Origin of the sequence: Leucobacter chromiireducens subsp. solipictus (genome assembly GCF_016758195.1) — a bacterium.
In the GTDB taxonomy this organism is placed as follows: Bacteria; Actinomycetota; Actinomycetes; order Actinomycetales; family Microbacteriaceae; genus Leucobacter; species Leucobacter solipictus.
In genome coordinates, this window is record NZ_QYAC01000004.1 from 267,331 (window position 1) to 282,520 (window position 15,190).

The 15,190-nt window shown below is 71.8% G+C and carries 14 protein-coding genes; 2 read left to right on the forward strand and 12 right to left on the reverse strand.

Going from position 1 to position 15,190, the window contains the following annotated elements; translation table 11 throughout:
- Nucleotide 1: 1 nt before the first annotated feature.
- On the reverse strand, nt 2-565 hold the full coding sequence (efp, locus tag D3230_RS09145) for an elongation factor P (RefSeq protein ID WP_202344717.1): 564 nt from the start codon (nt 563-565) through the stop codon (nt 2-4).
- A gap of 279 nt (nt 566-844) precedes the next feature.
- On the opposite strand from efp, the gene D3230_RS09150 reads away from it, so the two are divergent.
- Nucleotides 845-1,405: a thioesterase family protein gene (locus D3230_RS09150; protein WP_237467249.1), complete on the forward strand. Its 561-nt coding sequence runs from the start codon at nt 845-847 to the stop codon at nt 1,403-1,405.
- A gap of 8 nt (nt 1,406-1,413) precedes the next feature.
- Here D3230_RS09150 and D3230_RS09155 read toward each other — a convergent pair whose 3' ends face one another.
- Together D3230_RS09155 and D3230_RS09160 are read right to left on the reverse strand one after the other, a co-directional pair.
- Nucleotides 1,414-2,265 (reverse strand): hypothetical protein, encoded by an 852-nt coding sequence (locus tag D3230_RS09155; RefSeq protein ID WP_202344719.1) that lies wholly within the window; start codon nt 2,263-2,265, stop codon nt 1,414-1,416.
- Between the two features lie 40 nt (nt 2,266-2,305).
- The gene (locus D3230_RS09160) at nt 2,306-4,204 is read right to left on the reverse strand and encodes a vWA domain-containing protein (RefSeq protein WP_202344720.1); all 1,899 of its coding nucleotides are present in this window, start codon (nt 4,202-4,204) and stop codon (nt 2,306-2,308) included.
- Nucleotides 4,205-4,298: 94 nt separating this feature from the next.
- Between D3230_RS09160 and D3230_RS09165 the strand changes: the two genes are divergently transcribed.
- Complete coding sequence (locus D3230_RS09165) at nt 4,299-5,834, forward strand: AAA family ATPase (protein ID WP_237467250.1); 1,536 nt, start codon at nt 4,299-4,301, stop codon at nt 5,832-5,834.
- Nucleotides 5,835-5,968: 134 nt separating this feature from the next.
- Here D3230_RS09165 and D3230_RS09170 read toward each other — a convergent pair whose 3' ends face one another.
- From D3230_RS09170 to aroC, 9 genes are all read right to left on the reverse strand, one after another.
- On the reverse strand, nt 5,969-6,841 hold the full coding sequence (locus D3230_RS09170; protein ID WP_202344721.1) for a DUF1684 domain-containing protein: 873 nt from the start codon (nt 6,839-6,841) through the stop codon (nt 5,969-5,971).
- Nucleotides 6,841-8,244 (reverse strand): acyl-CoA thioester hydrolase/BAAT C-terminal domain-containing protein, encoded by a 1,404-nt coding sequence (locus D3230_RS09175; protein ID WP_202344722.1) that lies wholly within the window; start codon nt 8,242-8,244, stop codon nt 6,841-6,843. The genes D3230_RS09170 and D3230_RS09175 overlap by 1 nt, the downstream gene beginning before the upstream one ends.
- Entirely contained in the window at nt 8,241-9,251 is a 1,011-nt protein-coding gene (locus D3230_RS09180; RefSeq protein ID WP_202344723.1) for an Ldh family oxidoreductase, read from the reverse strand. The genes D3230_RS09175 and D3230_RS09180 overlap by 4 nt, the downstream gene beginning before the upstream one ends.
- Nucleotides 9,252-9,268: 17 nt before the next feature.
- Nucleotides 9,269-10,105, reverse strand: a complete 837-nt coding sequence (locus tag D3230_RS09185) for an ABC transporter permease subunit (RefSeq protein ID WP_202344724.1) — start codon at nt 10,103-10,105, stop codon at nt 9,269-9,271.
- The gene (locus D3230_RS09190; protein WP_202344725.1) at nt 10,102-10,866 is read right to left on the reverse strand and encodes an ABC transporter ATP-binding protein; all 765 of its coding nucleotides are present in this window, start codon (nt 10,864-10,866) and stop codon (nt 10,102-10,104) included. Before D3230_RS09190 ends, D3230_RS09185 begins: the two co-directional genes overlap by 4 nt.
- On the reverse strand, nt 10,863-11,921 hold the full coding sequence (locus tag D3230_RS09195; protein WP_202344726.1) for an ABC transporter substrate-binding protein: 1,059 nt from the start codon (nt 11,919-11,921) through the stop codon (nt 10,863-10,865). The genes D3230_RS09190 and D3230_RS09195 overlap by 4 nt, the downstream gene beginning before the upstream one ends.
- Before the next feature lie 221 nt (nt 11,922-12,142).
- Nucleotides 12,143-13,252: a 3-dehydroquinate synthase gene (gene aroB / locus D3230_RS09200; protein WP_202344727.1), complete on the reverse strand. Its 1,110-nt coding sequence runs from the start codon at nt 13,250-13,252 to the stop codon at nt 12,143-12,145.
- Nucleotides 13,252-13,785 (reverse strand): shikimate kinase, encoded by a 534-nt coding sequence (locus D3230_RS09205; protein ID WP_237467251.1) that lies wholly within the window; start codon nt 13,783-13,785, stop codon nt 13,252-13,254. The genes aroB and D3230_RS09205 overlap by 1 nt, the downstream gene beginning before the upstream one ends.
- Before the next feature lie 206 nt (nt 13,786-13,991).
- Nucleotides 13,992-15,188 carry a chorismate synthase gene (gene aroC / locus D3230_RS09210; RefSeq protein ID WP_202344729.1) on the reverse strand — a complete coding sequence of 399 codons (1,197 nt, stop codon included), beginning with the start codon at nt 15,186-15,188 and terminating at the stop codon, nt 13,992-13,994.
- Nucleotides 15,189-15,190: the final 2 nt, after the last annotated feature.

Below are 15,190 nucleotides of genomic sequence, written 5' to 3' on the forward strand. Positions count from 1 at the left end.
GTTAGTCGTTGACCCGGCCGAGGTAGTCACCCGTGCGGGTGTCGACCTTGACCTTGGTGCCGGACTCGAGGAACAGCGGCACCTGAATCTCGGCGCCGGTCTCGAGGGTCGCCGGCTTGGTGCCGCCGGTGGAGCGGTCGCCCTGCAGGCCGGGCTCGGTGTAGGTCACTTCGAGCACCACGGAGGCGGGCATCTCGAGGTAGAGCGGCTCGCCCTCGTGCAGCCCGATCTGCACCTGCTGGCTCTCCAGCATGTAGTTGGCGGCGTCGCCGACGACCACCGAGGAGACCGTGATCTGGTCGTAGTCGCTCTGGTCCATGAACACGAAGTCCGCGCCGTCCTGGTAGAGGTACTGGAAGTCGCGACGGTCGACGTTGGCCGTCTCGATCTTTGCGCCCGCATTGTAGGTCTTGTCGATGATCTTGCCCGAAACGACGTTCTTCTGCTTGGTCCGGACGAACGCGCCACCCTTACCCGGCTTCACGTGCTGGAACTCGATCACGCTCCAGAGCTGACCAGCCTCCTTGATGACGGTGCCGTTCTTGATGTCGTTCGAGGTTGCCATGCAGGGGTTCTCCGGATTCTGTGAGGTTCGAGCGCGGAAGCGCGCCGAACCATACTACACCCGTGAAGCCCGGGGATCGCCGTGGCTCGCGCGCGGGATCCGGCGGGACGCGTGCACCCGGCGAGTCGCCGATTTCGCACCGTCCTCGGGCGCACGCGGTACCTGTTCGAGCGTTCGCGGAGGCACACAAGCTCGCGGCCCCGCAGGCGACGATCCGCGCACGGAAGCGACAACGCCCGCCCCGGCCCCGCGCCGCTCCCCTAGGCTCGCGGCATGCACATGATTTTCCGCACTCTCTGGCACCAGTGGTTCGTGGGGCGGCGCGGTCCCCGCATCGGTTTCGGCGAGATGAGCCGGTCCCGATTCCGCGTCTGGCCCACCGACCTTGACCTGTTGCGCCACATGAACAACGGCAAGTACCTCTCCGTCATGGACGTGGGCCGCTTCGACCTGATCCAGCGCAACGGTACGTGGGACGTCATGTCCCGCGAGGCCTGGTATCCCGTGGTCGTGGGGCAAACCATTTCGTACCGCAAGTCGTTGAACCCCTGGCAGCGCTTCTGGATCGAGTCGAAGATCCTCGGCTTCGACACGCAGGCCGTGTACATGGAGCAGCGTTTCGTGCGGCCGGACGCCCAGCGACGGCCCGAGATCTACGCGCGGGCCATCGTCCGCGCGCGGATCCTGCGCCGCAGCGGCGGCGTGGTGCCCGTCGCCGAGATCCTCGAAAAGACCGGTGCCCGCGCGGAAGAGTTCCACGTCCCCGAGGAGATCCTCGCCTGGGGGCAGAACACCCGCCTCCCGTCCACGCGCGACGAGGCCGTGAGCAGCTGGGACTGACCCCGGCGCTACGCGAGCGGCGGGCGGGCACCGAGGTGCGGGCCCTGATTCCCGATCTCGCGACAGGTGATCCGGATCACCTGATCCCCCGCGTCGTAGACGTGGCGCGCCGCCAGCCGGCCGCCCTCGACGGTGCCGGCGAGCCAGGTGAACGTTCCCGTGTCCACGGGCTCCTCGCCGCCCGTAATGCGCATCAGTTGCAGCATCAGCATTTCCGGGAGGGAGACGTGCGGGCCGTGCGCGAAACCGAGCCCCAAGACACTCGGGGTCGATCCGGCGGGCACGAGCCGGAGCGTCCACCGCAGGGTTCCGCCCGCCGCGTCGCGCTGCGCCACGCTCGGGAGCGCGATCGCCGACTCGGGGATCCGGTCCAGCTCGGCGAAGCCCCGCGCCGCCTCGGCCCCGAGCACCAGAGGTGTCGCGGCGGGCCCGGCGGCCAGCACCTCGGGGTGGCGCTGCGCCGCCTCGGCGAATGCGGCGTGCCACCGCGACGCTCCGAGCCCGTACGGTGCGGGCACGGGGGTGAGCTCGGGCTGGGCCCCGAGGAGGTGCCCGAGATGTAGCAGGTCGACGCCCGCCGCCGCGAAGGCCTCGGGCTCGGGAACCGCGACGCCGATCACCGCGGCGACGCGCTGCGCCGCGCGGAAGGCGTCCCCGAAACGCTCGGTCACGGCGGCGTCGCCCTGCCCGCCGAACGCCGCTCCAGCGTGGAGCGCACCCGCCTCCGTGTCGAGCCAGGCATCGAACCGGGCGCTGGAACTCGGCTCCGCACCCGCGCCGGCCGCGTAGCGCTCCGCGAGCGCCGGGTACAGCGCACGGATCAGGCGCAGCTGTTCCGCGGCGTGTGACTGTCGTTCCATGGACCCGGATCCCCTGCTCGTGGTGTGATGCTCGTGCTCCTCACGGTAGCTCATCCACGATCACCGCGCTGAGCGTCTCCGCGAGCCGCGCAGGATCATCGATCCGGCGACCGTCCGGCGCGTAGCGGTTGGTCATTTCGTCGCTCCCGAAGCCGCAGCCGACCACGCGCACGCCGAGATTCCGGAGCGCGCGCAGCTCGCGGGCGGCGGCCACCGGGTCGTTCGATCCGCCATCGCTGATGAGGAACACGATGCGCTTGCGTTCCTGGCCGTCCCCACCGCCAGCGCCGGCACCGCCGCCCGTCCCGCCCCACTGCGCGGCCGCGGCGCGGAGCGCCGCACCGTCGTTCGTGGAGCCCTGCGGAGCGCGGATCGCGGCGTCGAGCCGGCGTCGCACCCCGTCGTCGAGGCCGCTGGAGAGCGGCTTCACGATCTCCACCTCGGCGTCGAACACCAGCAATGCGGTGCGCACATCGAGTTCGAGGCTGCTTCCGAGCGCGCGCTCGGCGTGCTGCACGTCCCGTTCGACGCCGCTCAGGGCCTCGAGCAGCACGAGCATGGCGTCCGACGCGGCGGCCGCGATCCGGCCCTGCATGGATGCCGAGCGGTCGATCAAGAACACGTAGTCGGTGTGGCCTGCGCGCCGTGTCGGGCGGGGCCGCGACACGCGGCGGCGGTACGCGCGCGGGCGGGCCACCCCGGCGAGCACCTCGGCGATCGCAGCGGGCAGCGCATCCGTGGCGAGTTCCTCCCCCTCGGGCTCCGCGCGCCGACTCAGCGCCGGGCGCCGCGCGATCCGCTCCGTGATCACCCGCGCCCAGACCTCGCGCATCGCCTCGATCGCGGGGGCGAGCGCGGCCGCCCGTTCCCGGTAGGCCGCGAGCGCCGTGCTCCCGCCGCGGGCGTCGCCGCCGCCGGAACCCGCCGGCTCCCGGTCGCTCGATTCCCCCTCCGCGCGGGCTTCCAGCCCCTGCTCGACGATCCCGTCGAGCAGGGCACCGGACGCCGGCATCGGGGTGCTCAGCATGGTCTCCACAAATCCCGCGTGTTCGGCGGCGAACAGATCGGCGCCCTCGGCCGAGTCGCTGCCCTCTCCGGGCCGGGCGTGCTCCTGTTCATCCGCCGACGCCGCGTCCGGGGCGTCCGACTGTTCGGGGGCGTCGCCCGGGCTCGCGTCGGCGCCGGCCGATCCCGCGCCGCTGTCGAGCGCCGCCCCCGCGTCCGCGGACTCCGCCGAACCCTCGCCCGCCGCGTCCAGCCCGCGATCCGCCGCGTCGAGCGCCCGGAGCGCGTCGTAGCTCGGGAGCAGGAGGGCGAGCGCCCGCTCGGTGCGCTGCAACGCCGTGCGCCGGGGATCCGGTGCGAGCACCCGGCGCAGCGGGTCGAAGCCCCCGTGCCCGAGCGCGACGAGCGCCGCGAGCTCCGCAGCCACCGCGGGATCCACGTCGACCGCGGGCCCGGAGGCTCCCACGCCCGCCGCGCCGCCGCGCCGCAGCAGCTCCGTCACCCACTGCAGGTGCCGCGGCAGCGACCGCAGCTCGGACGGGAGCTCCCGCGCCATCGCCACCTCGAGCGGCCCACGGAGGCCCGGGAACGCGGCGACGAGTTCCGCGGCGGACTGCAGCCGGACCACGGCGCGCAGCAGCGGCACGGTCTCGGGCCGCTGCGCGGCGATCGAGCGCACCCGGCGTGCACGGGTCGCCTCGACGAGTTCGCCGCGCGGGCCCTCCCACAGGTGCAGGAGCGCCAGCGCGATCGCCTCGGCGTCCCCGTGACCCCGCGCCCCGTACCAGCCCAGTCCGATCCGCAGCGCCCCGTCGACAAGCTCCCACGTCTCGTCATCGGTGACCTCAACGGGCACGCCGAGAATCGCGCCGGCCGCGGTCAGCCGCGCACGCAGTTCGCCGCGGCGTCGCACCTCGCGCTCACTGGTGTCCATGCACTCACCCTAGCGGCGGCGTCGCGGACGGGGAACGTCCCCTTCACGCCGTTCGCGCTTTCCTGCCCCGTGACGCGGATTATCCGGTGCACATATGCGACGTTTTGAAATCGAGTGGCGCATGCGTGCCTCCTGCTCCGGCCCGGCGCAGCAGGCTCGCGCGGCGTCATCCGGTCGCGCGGTCACCCCGGATGATAGCGTGAGCCTCATGCTCCCATTTGACGCGCACCCGGTCCTCGCAGAAGCTCGGGAGCTCGCCGCGGAACGCCGCCGCGTACGGCAGGCGCGCGCACTCAGCACCCGCGACGCGGCTCGCGAATTGCACGCCGTTGACCTCGCCCGGCTCGATAGCCGGCTCGGCGAGATCCTGGCCGATCCAGAGCACCGCTCGATCATTGATCGGGCCCTCGACGATCGCGCCGCCGCGCTCCGCGTTGCCGTCAACGAGCGGCGGGCGGAACTCGCGGAGCGGGACCGCGGGACCGCGGCGGACACGCTCGTGGCCGAGGCCATCGCGCAGAACCGTTCGCTCACCGCGGGCGAACGCGCGCGGGTTGCCGAGCTGCGCGGGCCGGACGGCACCGCCGCGCCCAGCACCGCCGTCGCCGCGCTTGACGACACCGCCCGCGACACCGCGCTCACGGCGCACGGCACGCTTCGGCTGCGCGAGGCGCGCGCGCAGCTGCGCTCCGGCTTGCTCCTCACCGGGCAGATGCGCGGCATCATCGCGGAGGCGGCACCCGCCCTGCACCGCGGCAATCCGGTACTCCTGCTCGGCGAAACCGGCGGCGCGAAGACCGCGCTGGCGGAACACCTCTCGCGCACCGTGCTCGGCCGTGAACCCGAGCTCGTGTCCGGCTACGGGGATATCACCTCGGCCCAGCTCATCGGCACGCACGAACTCCGGGCGGAGGACGGCGCCACGGTGAGCGTGTTCACGCCGGGCCCGCTGCTGCGGGCCATGACGGAGGGCCGCCCCGTGATCCTCGACGAGGTGAACGCGATGCCGCCCGAGTTCTTGAAGCGCCTCAACCGGATCCTGCAGCTGCGCCCCGGCGACACCCTCGGCGTGCAGGAGGATGCGGGGCGCGAGGTGCGCATCGCGCCGGGCTTCGCGATCCTGGCCACCGCGAACGAGCAGACCCCGCACCGCTACCGCGGCGTGGACCGGCTCAGCGCCGAGCTCGTGAACCGCTTCGGCGCGAACAGCTACCGGGTGCACTATCCCGACACCGGGATCGCGTTCGAGGCGTACCCGGCGGAGAACGCGCTCCTCGCGGCCGCCGCGATCGTGGATGAGCGCGGCGAACTGCCCCGCGAGTGGTCCGCGGACGCCCTCGAACGGGTGGCGCGCGCGGCGTTCATCAGCCAGCAGGTGTTCGCGGGGGCGGCCAGCGGCGGTTTCAGCGACTACGTGAGCGCCGAGCGAGAGATCGACGGCCGGCCCGGGCTTGAGGAGTCGGTGCTCGCGCCGCGCACCCTCGTCGCCATCGTGCAGAAGGTCGCCGCGAGCGCGGGTTCCGTGTCCCTCGACCACGCGCTCTCGCGCTTCGTGGAGGGCGTGATGCACCGCGAGGATCGGCGGGTGCTCGCCCTGATCCTCGAGGGCCAGGGCTTCCAGCTGCGCTGAGCCGACGCTCGGGTCCACGAAACGACCCTGAAATCACGAAACGACCCCGAAATTACAGTAATTGCCGTAATTTCGGGGTCGTTTCGTCGCTCAGGGGTCATATTGCGGTCCGATGACCGAGGGGCGGGGCCGGTCTACGCCTCGTAGGTGAGGACCCGGGCCACGTCGTTCGCCGGTTTCTTCTCCCCGGCGAGCACCTCGAAGTCGAGCGAGTTCTGCGCGGGCGGCAGCGGGCAGGTCACGAAGTTCGTGACCGCGCAGGGCAGCGCGTGCGCGTAGTTGAAATCGATGACGTCGATGCGCCCCTCGCCGTCCTCCGAGAACTGCAGCTCGATGACCCGGCCCGCGCCGTAGCTGATCGGGCCACTCGTGCGGTCCCGCACGTGCGCGACGGGCTGCACGCCGTGGGCGGAATCCTTCCCGATCAGCACCAGCTCATAGCGCGCGCCGTCATGCTCGAAGGCGAGCGTGCCGATCTGCGTGGTCGTCTCGCGGACGCCGGTCTCGACCGTCACCGCTTCGACGTCGTTGCGCTCCGCCGGCGTGAACACGGCCGGGAGGCGCCAGGCCGGATCGTAGTCGAAGGCCGTCAACCCGATCTCCGCTGCGCTCACGGACACGTGCGGGTCGCGCACACGCACCCCGAGGATCCGATCCCCCGCGTCGTTGGTACGCGGGACCGTTTCCACCTCGCGGTCCCCGAAGTAGACGGGAACGCTGGCACCGTGGCCGTAGGTCTGGTTGCGTCCCGTCGGAATCTCGACGGGGCTCGTGGGGTACTCGCCGTTCACCGACAGGTTCGGGCCCGACTCGGGCGGGGTAAAGATCACGCGGCCGTCGGTGACGGCCCAGGTGCCCGGCAGCCCGTCGAGCGTCTTCCCCGAGGTCCCCTCGTGCAGCCAGTACTGCGCCACCAGCGCGGTCCAGCCGTAGGGTCGGGTCAGCTCCGAGACTCGCGTGTGGCGCCACTCGCGCCACTGCCCTGCCAGATGCTCCGTCGTCGGCATTACTGCTCCTTCGTTCGTGGGGAAAGTGGGGTGCGTGCGGCCGCGGTGCGGTGCACAAACGCGCACACCTGCGCAAAGGAATCCGCGCTGGCCCGGGCGTTGCCCCCGGGGGTGCCGCCGTTCGAGTAGCTCACCCCGGAGACCGGGTGCGTGCGCGCGATCTCGGTGCTCGGGAGGTGCGGGATCGTGATTCCGTGCCCGGCGTCGACGTAGTCGAGGTGCTGCCGCTCGGCGGCGTGGCCGTGGCGGGCGAGGGTGTCGAGGGCGAGCCGAGACGCGTAGCTCGAGGGCCAGGCGCGATCGTCGAGCCCGGATACGCAGAGCACCGGCCCCGGGAAGCGTTCGATCGGGATCCGGCTTGCCTGAGCGAGCTCCCGGTCGTGCAGCCCATCGACGTACACGTCAGCGTGCCGCTTGGGCGGCGGTGCGTCGTGCCACGGGTGCCAGGTAACGCCCGCGTTGTCGTGCCACAGGTACTCGAGCGGTTCGCCGCCCGCGGTCCAGGTGGGGCCGTCCCACCCCTCGGCGGGATCCGCGGCACCCTGCGCGCCGAACACAAACGCCCCGGGCACGAACGCGACGGCACCGAGGATGCGCTCCGGGAAGCGGGAGGCGAGCAGCAGCGTGAGCTCCCCGCCGCGCGACTGCCCGCTCACGAGCGGCGCGCCCCCGAGGGGTTCGAGCTCGCGCTGCACCCAGGCGAGCGCCCGCTCGAAGTACTCAAGCGGCGTCCGCGAGATGAAGTGGGACAGGCCGGGTGCGCGGAAATAGCCGAGCGCGAGCGCCTGAATCCCCGCCGCGGCGTACAGCGCCGCGCGCGCCTCGTTGATCCCGCCGCCGGAGCCGTTCATCACGACGATCGTCGGGAACGGGCCGTCGCCCGGCGGGCGGAAGATCGTGCCCACGAGGCCATCCTCGCGCAGCTCGGTGCGGGTCACGCCCGGGGCGAGCAGGTGCTGCTCCACGCGCACCTCGGCTGCGGTCTCGGGCCCGGAGTCGGCCGGAACCGCGGCACGTTCCGCGCCGGGATCCCCGCTCGCGGGCGCGTCCAGATACCCGGTGCCGGGTTCGCCCCATGCGCGCAACCGGGTCACGATCGGCACCGTCACGTCCTGCGGTTCGGAGCTGCCGCCGTGCGCCGTCACGCGCGCCTGCGCCCAGAACAGGCCCATCGCGTCAGCCTCACGGAAGTCGCCGGAGACCGGGGCCGAGGTATCCAGGTCCACGGTGCCGTCGGCGCCCACGAGCACACTCGCCTGCGCGGCCCAGGTTTCGGCACCGCGCACCGTCTCGGCGCGGAGCGTCACGAGCGAGCCGGGCACCGCGCCAGCCACGCGGATCCGGCGTCGTTCCGAGAGCAGGCCCGATTCGGGCGTCACGGTGAGCTGCAGCGCCGCGCTCATCGGGGTCCCCCGTCCCGCAGCGCCCGCAGGGCCGCGAGGCTCTCGGCCGCGACCGTCACGTCGCCGCGCGGAACGGCGGCCCCCAGCGGCAGGGCGTCGAAGCGCGCCGGGACGTGCCCGCCGGCCGCGGACCAATCGGCGGCGAGCTGCGCGGTGTCCAGCGCCGCACGCGCGCCGCCCGCGCGTGCGGGATCGAGGGCGAGGACGAGGGCCCCTCGGCCGGACGCGGCGTGTCCCGCCGGGACGCGCCCGCCCACGGCGACGCCCGCGAGCAGCTCGACCAGCAGCCCGCCGAGCGAGCCGAGCAGGTGCTGCGGCAGAATCGTCGCGACCTGCGCCGCGTCGAGCGTGGGCGCGCCCGCCGCGTCGAGCGCGATGTCCGCGGCGATCGGGGTGCCGCTCGCGCGGTGCGCGGCCAGGGCCGCCTGCGTGATCGGCGCGGTCGCGAAGTCGGCGACGAGCGGCGGCGCGTCGGGGCGCGGAGCGGCCACGGCGAGGGGGTTGGTCCCGACCACGGGGCGCGTCCCGCCCCACGGCGCGACCTTCGCCGGCGCGTGGGCGGCCACGAGCCCGACCGCGCCGTCGGCGGCGAGATCGCGTGCGGCGAAGCCCAGGATCCCGAGCGCGCCCACGTTCCGGATCCCCACCACCCCGACGCCGTGCGCGGCCGCCGCGGCCGCGGCGAGTCGCGTCGCCGTCGCGAGGGCGAGCGGTCCGGGGACGCCGGTGGCGTCAAGCGCCGCGATCGGCGCTGAGCCCTGGGGTGGCGGGACGTCGCCACCGATCGCGGCGCCGTCCGGGGCCGCGACCCGTTCCAGATCCCGGAGCAGCATTCCCACGCCGAAGCCGGGCAGCCCGAGCTGCTCGGCCTGGGTGAGCCAGCGGGAGGCTCGCGCCGCGTCCGCGCCCGCGTCCGCCGCCGATCCGGCGTCGCCGGTTCCCGAGCCAAGCGCGGCGACGAGCTGCCGGTGCAGCTCCACCGCCGGCAGCGTGACCGTCTCAGTCATGGTGTCCGTTTCCTCGCTCAGTACTTCACCCAGGGAACCACGCGGCGCTCGATGAAGCCCTCCAGCGAGGTCGCCGCGTACCCCAGGATCGAGATGGTCACGATGCCGACGTACATCTTCGACACGGCGAACGTCGACCAGGAGCTCCAGATGAGATAGCCCAGCCCGCTCTGCGACCCCACGAACTCGGAGGCCGCGATGATCACGAACGCGCCGCCCGTGGCGAGTTTGAGGCCCGTGAAGATCGAGGGCAGCGCGTACGGGAACGACACCGTGAACCACCGCTGCATGCGTGTCGCACCGTTCGCCCGGGCCACATCGTTGAGCAGCGGCGGCGTCTGCATGACGCCGCTCATGGTGTTGAAGAACAGGTAGAAGAACACGCCGATCGCCACGATCACGTACTTGCTCGTCTCTCCCAGGCCGAAAATCAGCAACAGCAGCGGGAAGATCGCGACCTTGGGGATCGGGAGCAGGCTCGCGAAGATCGGCTCGAGGAGCTGTCGCAGCGGGCGCACCGAGCCGAGCAGCACGCCAAGCAGCACGCCGGGCACCGCGCCGAGCACAAAGCCGATGAGGATGCGTGAGAGCGTCATCGCCGTGTGTTCGAGCAGCACGCCGTCGAGCAGCATCTTCACGAACGTCTCGATGATCGAGCTCGGGGCCGGGAAGAACCGGACGTCGAGCACGCCGACGCGGCTGAGGAGCTCCCAGACCAGGATGAGGAGGATCGGCGTGTACGGCCCGATCCGGCGCGTCCAGCGCGAGCCCTTCTCCTGCTGCACCGCCGCGACGAGCTGACGCTCGATGTCGGCCGGGATGGCGGGGGTACCCGTCTGCGATTCGGCGCTCACGCGGCCACCTCCTCGTCGGGCTGCCGTTCCAGCAGATCCCAGAGTTTCACCGTGATTTCGCCGTACCGCGGATCGCGGCGCAGTTCCTTGATGTCGCGCGGGCGCCCGAACGGGATCTCGATATCATCAATGATCCGGCCGGGCCGGTGCGACATGACGACCACGCGGTCCGCGAGCGTCAGCGCCTCGTCCACGCTGTGGGTGATGAACAGCACCGATTTCGAGGTCTGCTCCCAGATCCTGAGCAGCTCCTGCTGCAGCGCCACGCGGGTCTGCTCATCGAGCGCGCCGAACGGCTCGTCCATGAGGAGCACGTTGCCGTCGTCCGCGAGGGCCCGGGCCACCGAGGTGCGCTGGCGCATGCCGCCCGAGATCTGGGACGGGTAGTAGCTCGCGAAGTCCGTGAGGCCCACGAGTTCCAGCAGTTCGGCGACCCGCTCGCGCCGCTGCGCCTTGGGCACGCGGCGCAGCTTCAGCGGGTAGGCGATGTTCTCCGCGACCGTGAGCCAGGGGAACACGCCATGCTCCTGGAACACGACCGACGGCCGGCTCTGGGTCTCCACGGTGCCGAGGCTCGGCTGCTCCAGCCCCGCGGCAACGCGCAGCAGCGTGCTCTTGCCGCAGCCCGAGGGACCGAGCACGCACACGAACTCGCGCTCGGCCACGTCGAGCGACACGTCCTGCACGGCGACCAGCACCTCACCGCTCGCCTCCGCGTTCGGGAACGCCTTCCACAGGTTCCGGATCGAGATGCCCGTCATTTGGCGTCGGTGTCCGCGGTTCCGGCGGCGTCCGCCTGGGCCACGGCGTCGGCGAGGATATCCGCGCGGAAGATGTCCTTGATCGAGGACGCGCCCTCGAATTCGAGCGTGTCGCGGTCGCGGAAGAACTGCTCCTGGCGCTCCACGTCGCTCCAGTCGATCGCACCCTCGGGATCCTGCACCGTGAGGCCGATGGACGCGAGCGTCTCCACCGGGAGCTCCGTGTACTCGGCGATGATCGCCTGGGAGGCGGGATCGTCCCAGCCGCCCGCCTCGAGTTCCTGCACCGCCCGCAGGTACGCCGCAGTGAAGGCGGTCACCGCCTCCGGGTACTTCTCGACGTACTCGGTGTTGAACGCGAGCGCCCCGAGCTCGACGCCCGCCTGGTAGCTCACGTCGAGCAGCTCGTGGCCGAGCTGCTTATCGGTGATCGCCGAGGAGATCGGCTCGATCGTCCAGCTCGCGTCGACCGACCCGTTGGCGAGGGCGGGCGGAATGTCGCCGGGGGTGAGGTTCACGAGTTCGACGTCGTCGAGGCTGAGGCCCACCGACTCCAGTGCGAGGTTGACGGAGTAGATGCCGAAGCCGCCGTCGCCGGGGATCCCGATCTTCTTCCCCTTCAGGTCTTTCGCGTCCGTGATGCCGGACTGCTCGGACGCCATCAGCGGGGCGGGGTTCTTCCCCTCCTCGGGGATCCGGGAGACGCTCGCGATCACCGAGAGCGAGGCACCCGCCTCGGTGGCGTTGAACAGGCCGGCACCCCAGGTGGCGCCGCCGGCGGTGATGCTGCCCGTGCTGACCTGCTGGTAGGTCTCGCCCGAGCTGCCGCTCTTCGAGATCAGTTCCACGTCGACCCCGGCGTCGTCGAAGTAGCCCTTCTCCTCCGCGAGGAAGAACGGGGCGTAGTCCGCGTACGGCGAGTACAGGAAGGTGATCTTCGGCGCGTCGGCGACGTCGCCGGAGCCCTCCGGGGCCGCGCCCGTGGCGCAGCCGGTGAGCAGAGCGGCACCGGCGATGAGCGCGAGCCCTCCGGTGAAATGACGACGAAGACTCATGAGGGGCTCCCCGGGTTCACACACGTGCCGGCCCTGTTGCCGGTCATTCCGCTAATCTATCGGGTTCGTGTTTCGCTGTGCGGAATGCGCCGTCACATTCGGTCACACCCGGGGCGGGTGCCGCCGCCGACCGCGGCCCCGCGAAACGACCCCGAAACAACGAAACGACCCCGAAAACGCGCAATTTCGCGTGATCTCGGGGTCGTTTCGACGCGTAGTGGTCAGCTGGCGATCTCCTGGTAGGCGAACTGCAGCATCGAGTCGTCGACGCCGGCGAGCACGCGCGGCTTGCCGATCTCGTCGAGCACGATGAACCGCAGCATGCCGGCGCGGGCCTTCTTGTCGCGCTGCATCGTCGCGAGCAGGCCGGGCCAGCGACCGGCGGGGTAGTTCAGCGGCAGCGTCAGCGACGACAGGATCGCGCGGTGGCGATCCACGGCGGCATCCGAGAGCGCGCCGGCCATGCGCCCGAGCTCCGCGGCGTACATCATGCCGATCGAGATCGCGACGCCGTGGCGCCACTGGTACCGCTCCGCGTGCTCGATCGCGTGGCCGAGCGTGTGCCCGTAGTTCAGGATCTCCCGGAGCCCGCCCTCCCGGAAGTCTTCCGAGACCACGCGGGCCTTCACGCCGATGGCGAGTTCCACCAGGCGGCGGAACTCCGGCGACGCCGGATCGGTCGCCCGGGCCACGTCGGCCTCGAGCAGGTCAAGGATCTCCGGCTCGGCGATGAAGCCGCACTTCGCGATCTCCGCGAAGCCCGCGAGGATCTCGTTGCGGGGCAGGGTTGCCGCGAGGTCCAGGTCGCAGATCACCCCGGTCGGCGCGTAGAACGTGCCCACGAGGTTCTTCCCCTCCGTGGTGTTGACCCCGGTCTTGCCGCCCACGGACGCGTCCACCATGCCGAGCACGCTCGTCGGGATCTGCACGAGGCTGACGCCGCGGAGCCAGGTCGAGGCCACGAAGCCCGCGAGGTCGGTCACGGCGCCACCGCCGAGCCCGATCACGGCGTCCGTGCGGGTGAAGTCCGCCTGGCCCATGATCTGCCAGCAGAAGGCGGCGACCTCGATACGCTTCGCGGATTCGGCATCGGGCACCTCGGCGAGGAGGACCTGTTCATAGCGCTCCTGGAGCGCGTCACGGAGTTCGCTCGCGACGCGGCCCACGGTCGGCGTGTGCACGATCAGGATCTTGGCGACGCGATCGCCGAGCACCGCGGGCACACGGTCCAGAATGCCGCGGCCCACGGTGATCGTATAGTTGCTCTCCCCCGTCACCTGGATCTCGGTCACCGGCTGCTCGTCTGCCGCCGGTACGGGTGCGTCGGTCATCATTCGCTCCTGTTCGACGGCGGGGTGCCACCGTCTGTTCGCTTCGGTTCGCGCGCCTGCTTCGTAAAGCTGCGCGCCCACTGGGCGACGCGTCGCGCGAGTTGTTCTTTCGTGGCACGGTCGGTGCGGTAGGTCACGTCGGCGACCTCCTCGTAGAGCGGCCGGCGCTCGGCGAGGATCCGACCCCACGCCTCGGGGTCATCCCGCAGCAGCGGGCGGCGCTGAATATTTGCCGTCCGGAGCACCGCTTCCTGCGTGGTCATGAGCAGCACCACCGGGTACCCCGCAAGCAGTTCCCGCGTGCTCTCGGTGAGCACCGCTCCCCCGCCGAGGGCGAGGATCCGCGCGCCCGGCGCGGCGAGCTCGGCCGCGATCACCTCGGCCTCGAGGCGCCGAAACTCGGCCTCGCCGTGCGTCGCGAAGAAGTCCGTGATCACCCCGTGCGCGCGCACGAACACGGCGTCGGAGTCGACGAACGGAATGCCCAGTTCCCTCGCCACGCGCTTGCCGAGGCTCGTTTTCCCGGCGGCCATGGGGCCGACGAACACTACCGCGCGATCGGGGAGCTTCGCGCCGGAACGGCGCCGGCGTCGGCGCCGCGGTCGCCCACTGCCACGCGGGGACTGCGGGATGAGACCGATGGGTTCGGTCGGGTGCTGCAGTTCCGGTGTCGTGGGCGGCGCGGGCTTCGGCACCGCCGCGGGCGGACCCGCGGCGCGCCCGGCCCGGCGATGCCCGGTCACGACTCGATGACGGTCGACAACCGCTCGGGAATCGACGCGAGGTAGGACTCCAGGTTTCGCTTCGTCTCCGCGACGCTGTCGCCGCCGAACTTCTCGGTGATGGCGTCCGCGAGGATCAGCGCGACCATGGCCTCGGCGACCACCCCGGCGGCCGGGACCGCGGAGACGTCGGAGCGCTGGTGGTGCGCTTTCGCTTCCTCGCCCGTCGCGACGTCGACGGTCGGGAGGGCGTGCGGGACGGTCGCGATCGGCTTCATGCCGGCGCGGACGCGGAGCACCTGGCCCGTGGTCATGCCGCCCTCGATGCCACCGGCGCGACCCGTTTCGCGTGCGATCTGGCCGTCGGCGATGTGGAGTTCGTCGTGTGCGGCGGAGCCGCGGCGCCGGGTGGTCTCGAAGCCGTCGCCGACCTCGACCGCCTTGATCGCCTGAATTCCCATGAGGGCACCGGCGAGGCGGGAATCGAGCCGGCGATCCCAGTGCACGTAGGAACCGAGCCCGGGCGGGAGACCATAGGCGAGGACCTCGACGATGCCGCCGATCGTGTCCCCCGACTTCTTCGTGTCATCAACCTCGGCGACCATCCGGGCGCTCGTGTCGGCGTCGAAGCAGCGCAGCGGATCCGCGTCGAGTGCGGCGGTGTCCTCCGGGCGCGGCAGGGCCCCGCCCGCGGGAACCGCGATGTCGCCGAGCGAGACGGTGTGGCTGACGAGCCCGATCCCGAGCTCTGCGAGGAACGCGCGTGCCACCGCGCCGAGCGCGACCCGCGCCGCGGTCTCGCGGGCACTCGCGCGCTCCAGCACCGGGCGCGCTTCGTCGAACCCGTACTTCTGCATGCCGGCCAGGTCGGCGTGGCCCGGGCGGGGCCGCGTGAGCGGGGCACCGCGGCCGCGGGACTTCTCGGACAGCTCCGTGCGCTCGGCGGACATCACCTCGGACCACTTAGGCCATTCGGTGTTGCCGATACGAATGGCGACGGGGCCGCCGATCGACACGCCCTGGACGACGCCGCCCGAGACGTTGAGTTCGTCCTGTTCAAACTTCATCCGCGAGCCGCGGCCATAGCCGAGCTTGCGGCGCGCGAGGTCAGCCCGGATCTCGTCGAGCGAGACGGGGACCCCGGCGGGGAGGCCCTCGAGGACAGCGATCAGTTCGGGGCCGTGGGATTCTCCAGCGGTAAGCCAACGCAGCATAC

Coding starts and splice junctions, on each gene's coding strand:
- D3230_RS09155 (WP_202344719.1), bottom strand. CDS start 2,265: ATGGAACGACAGTCACACGCCGCGGAACAGCTGCGCCTGATCCGTGCG.
- aroB (WP_202344727.1), bottom strand. CDS start 13,252: ATGACCGACGCACCCGTACCGGCGGCAGACGAGCAGCCGGTGACCGAG.
- D3230_RS09165 (WP_237467250.1), top strand. CDS start 4,299: ATGCGACGTTTTGAAATCGAGTGGCGCATGCGTGCCTCCTGCTCCGGC.
- D3230_RS09180 (WP_202344723.1), bottom strand. CDS start 9,251: ATGACTGAGACGGTCACGCTGCCGGCGGTGGAGCTGCACCGGCAGCTC.
- D3230_RS09175 (WP_202344722.1), bottom strand. CDS start 8,244: ATGAGCGCGGCGCTGCAGCTCACCGTGACGCCCGAATCGGGCCTGCTC.
- D3230_RS09150 (WP_237467249.1), top strand. CDS start 845: ATGATTTTCCGCACTCTCTGGCACCAGTGGTTCGTGGGGCGGCGCGGT.
- D3230_RS09205 (WP_237467251.1), bottom strand. CDS start 13,785: ATGGCCGCCGGGAAAACGAGCCTCGGCAAGCGCGTGGCGAGGGAACTG.
- aroC (WP_202344729.1), bottom strand. CDS start 15,188: ATGCTGCGTTGGCTTACCGCTGGAGAATCCCACGGCCCCGAACTGATC.
- efp (WP_202344717.1), bottom strand. CDS start 565: ATGGCAACCTCGAACGACATCAAGAACGGCACCGTCATCAAGGAGGCT.
- D3230_RS09170 (WP_202344721.1), bottom strand. CDS start 6,841: ATGCCGACGACGGAGCATCTGGCAGGGCAGTGGCGCGAGTGGCGCCAC.
- D3230_RS09190 (WP_202344725.1), bottom strand. CDS start 10,866: ATGACGGGCATCTCGATCCGGAACCTGTGGAAGGCGTTCCCGAACGCG.
- D3230_RS09195 (WP_202344726.1), bottom strand. CDS start 11,921: ATGAGTCTTCGTCGTCATTTCACCGGAGGGCTCGCGCTCATCGCCGGT.
- D3230_RS09160 (WP_202344720.1), bottom strand. CDS start 4,204: ATGGACACCAGTGAGCGCGAGGTGCGACGCCGCGGCGAACTGCGTGCG.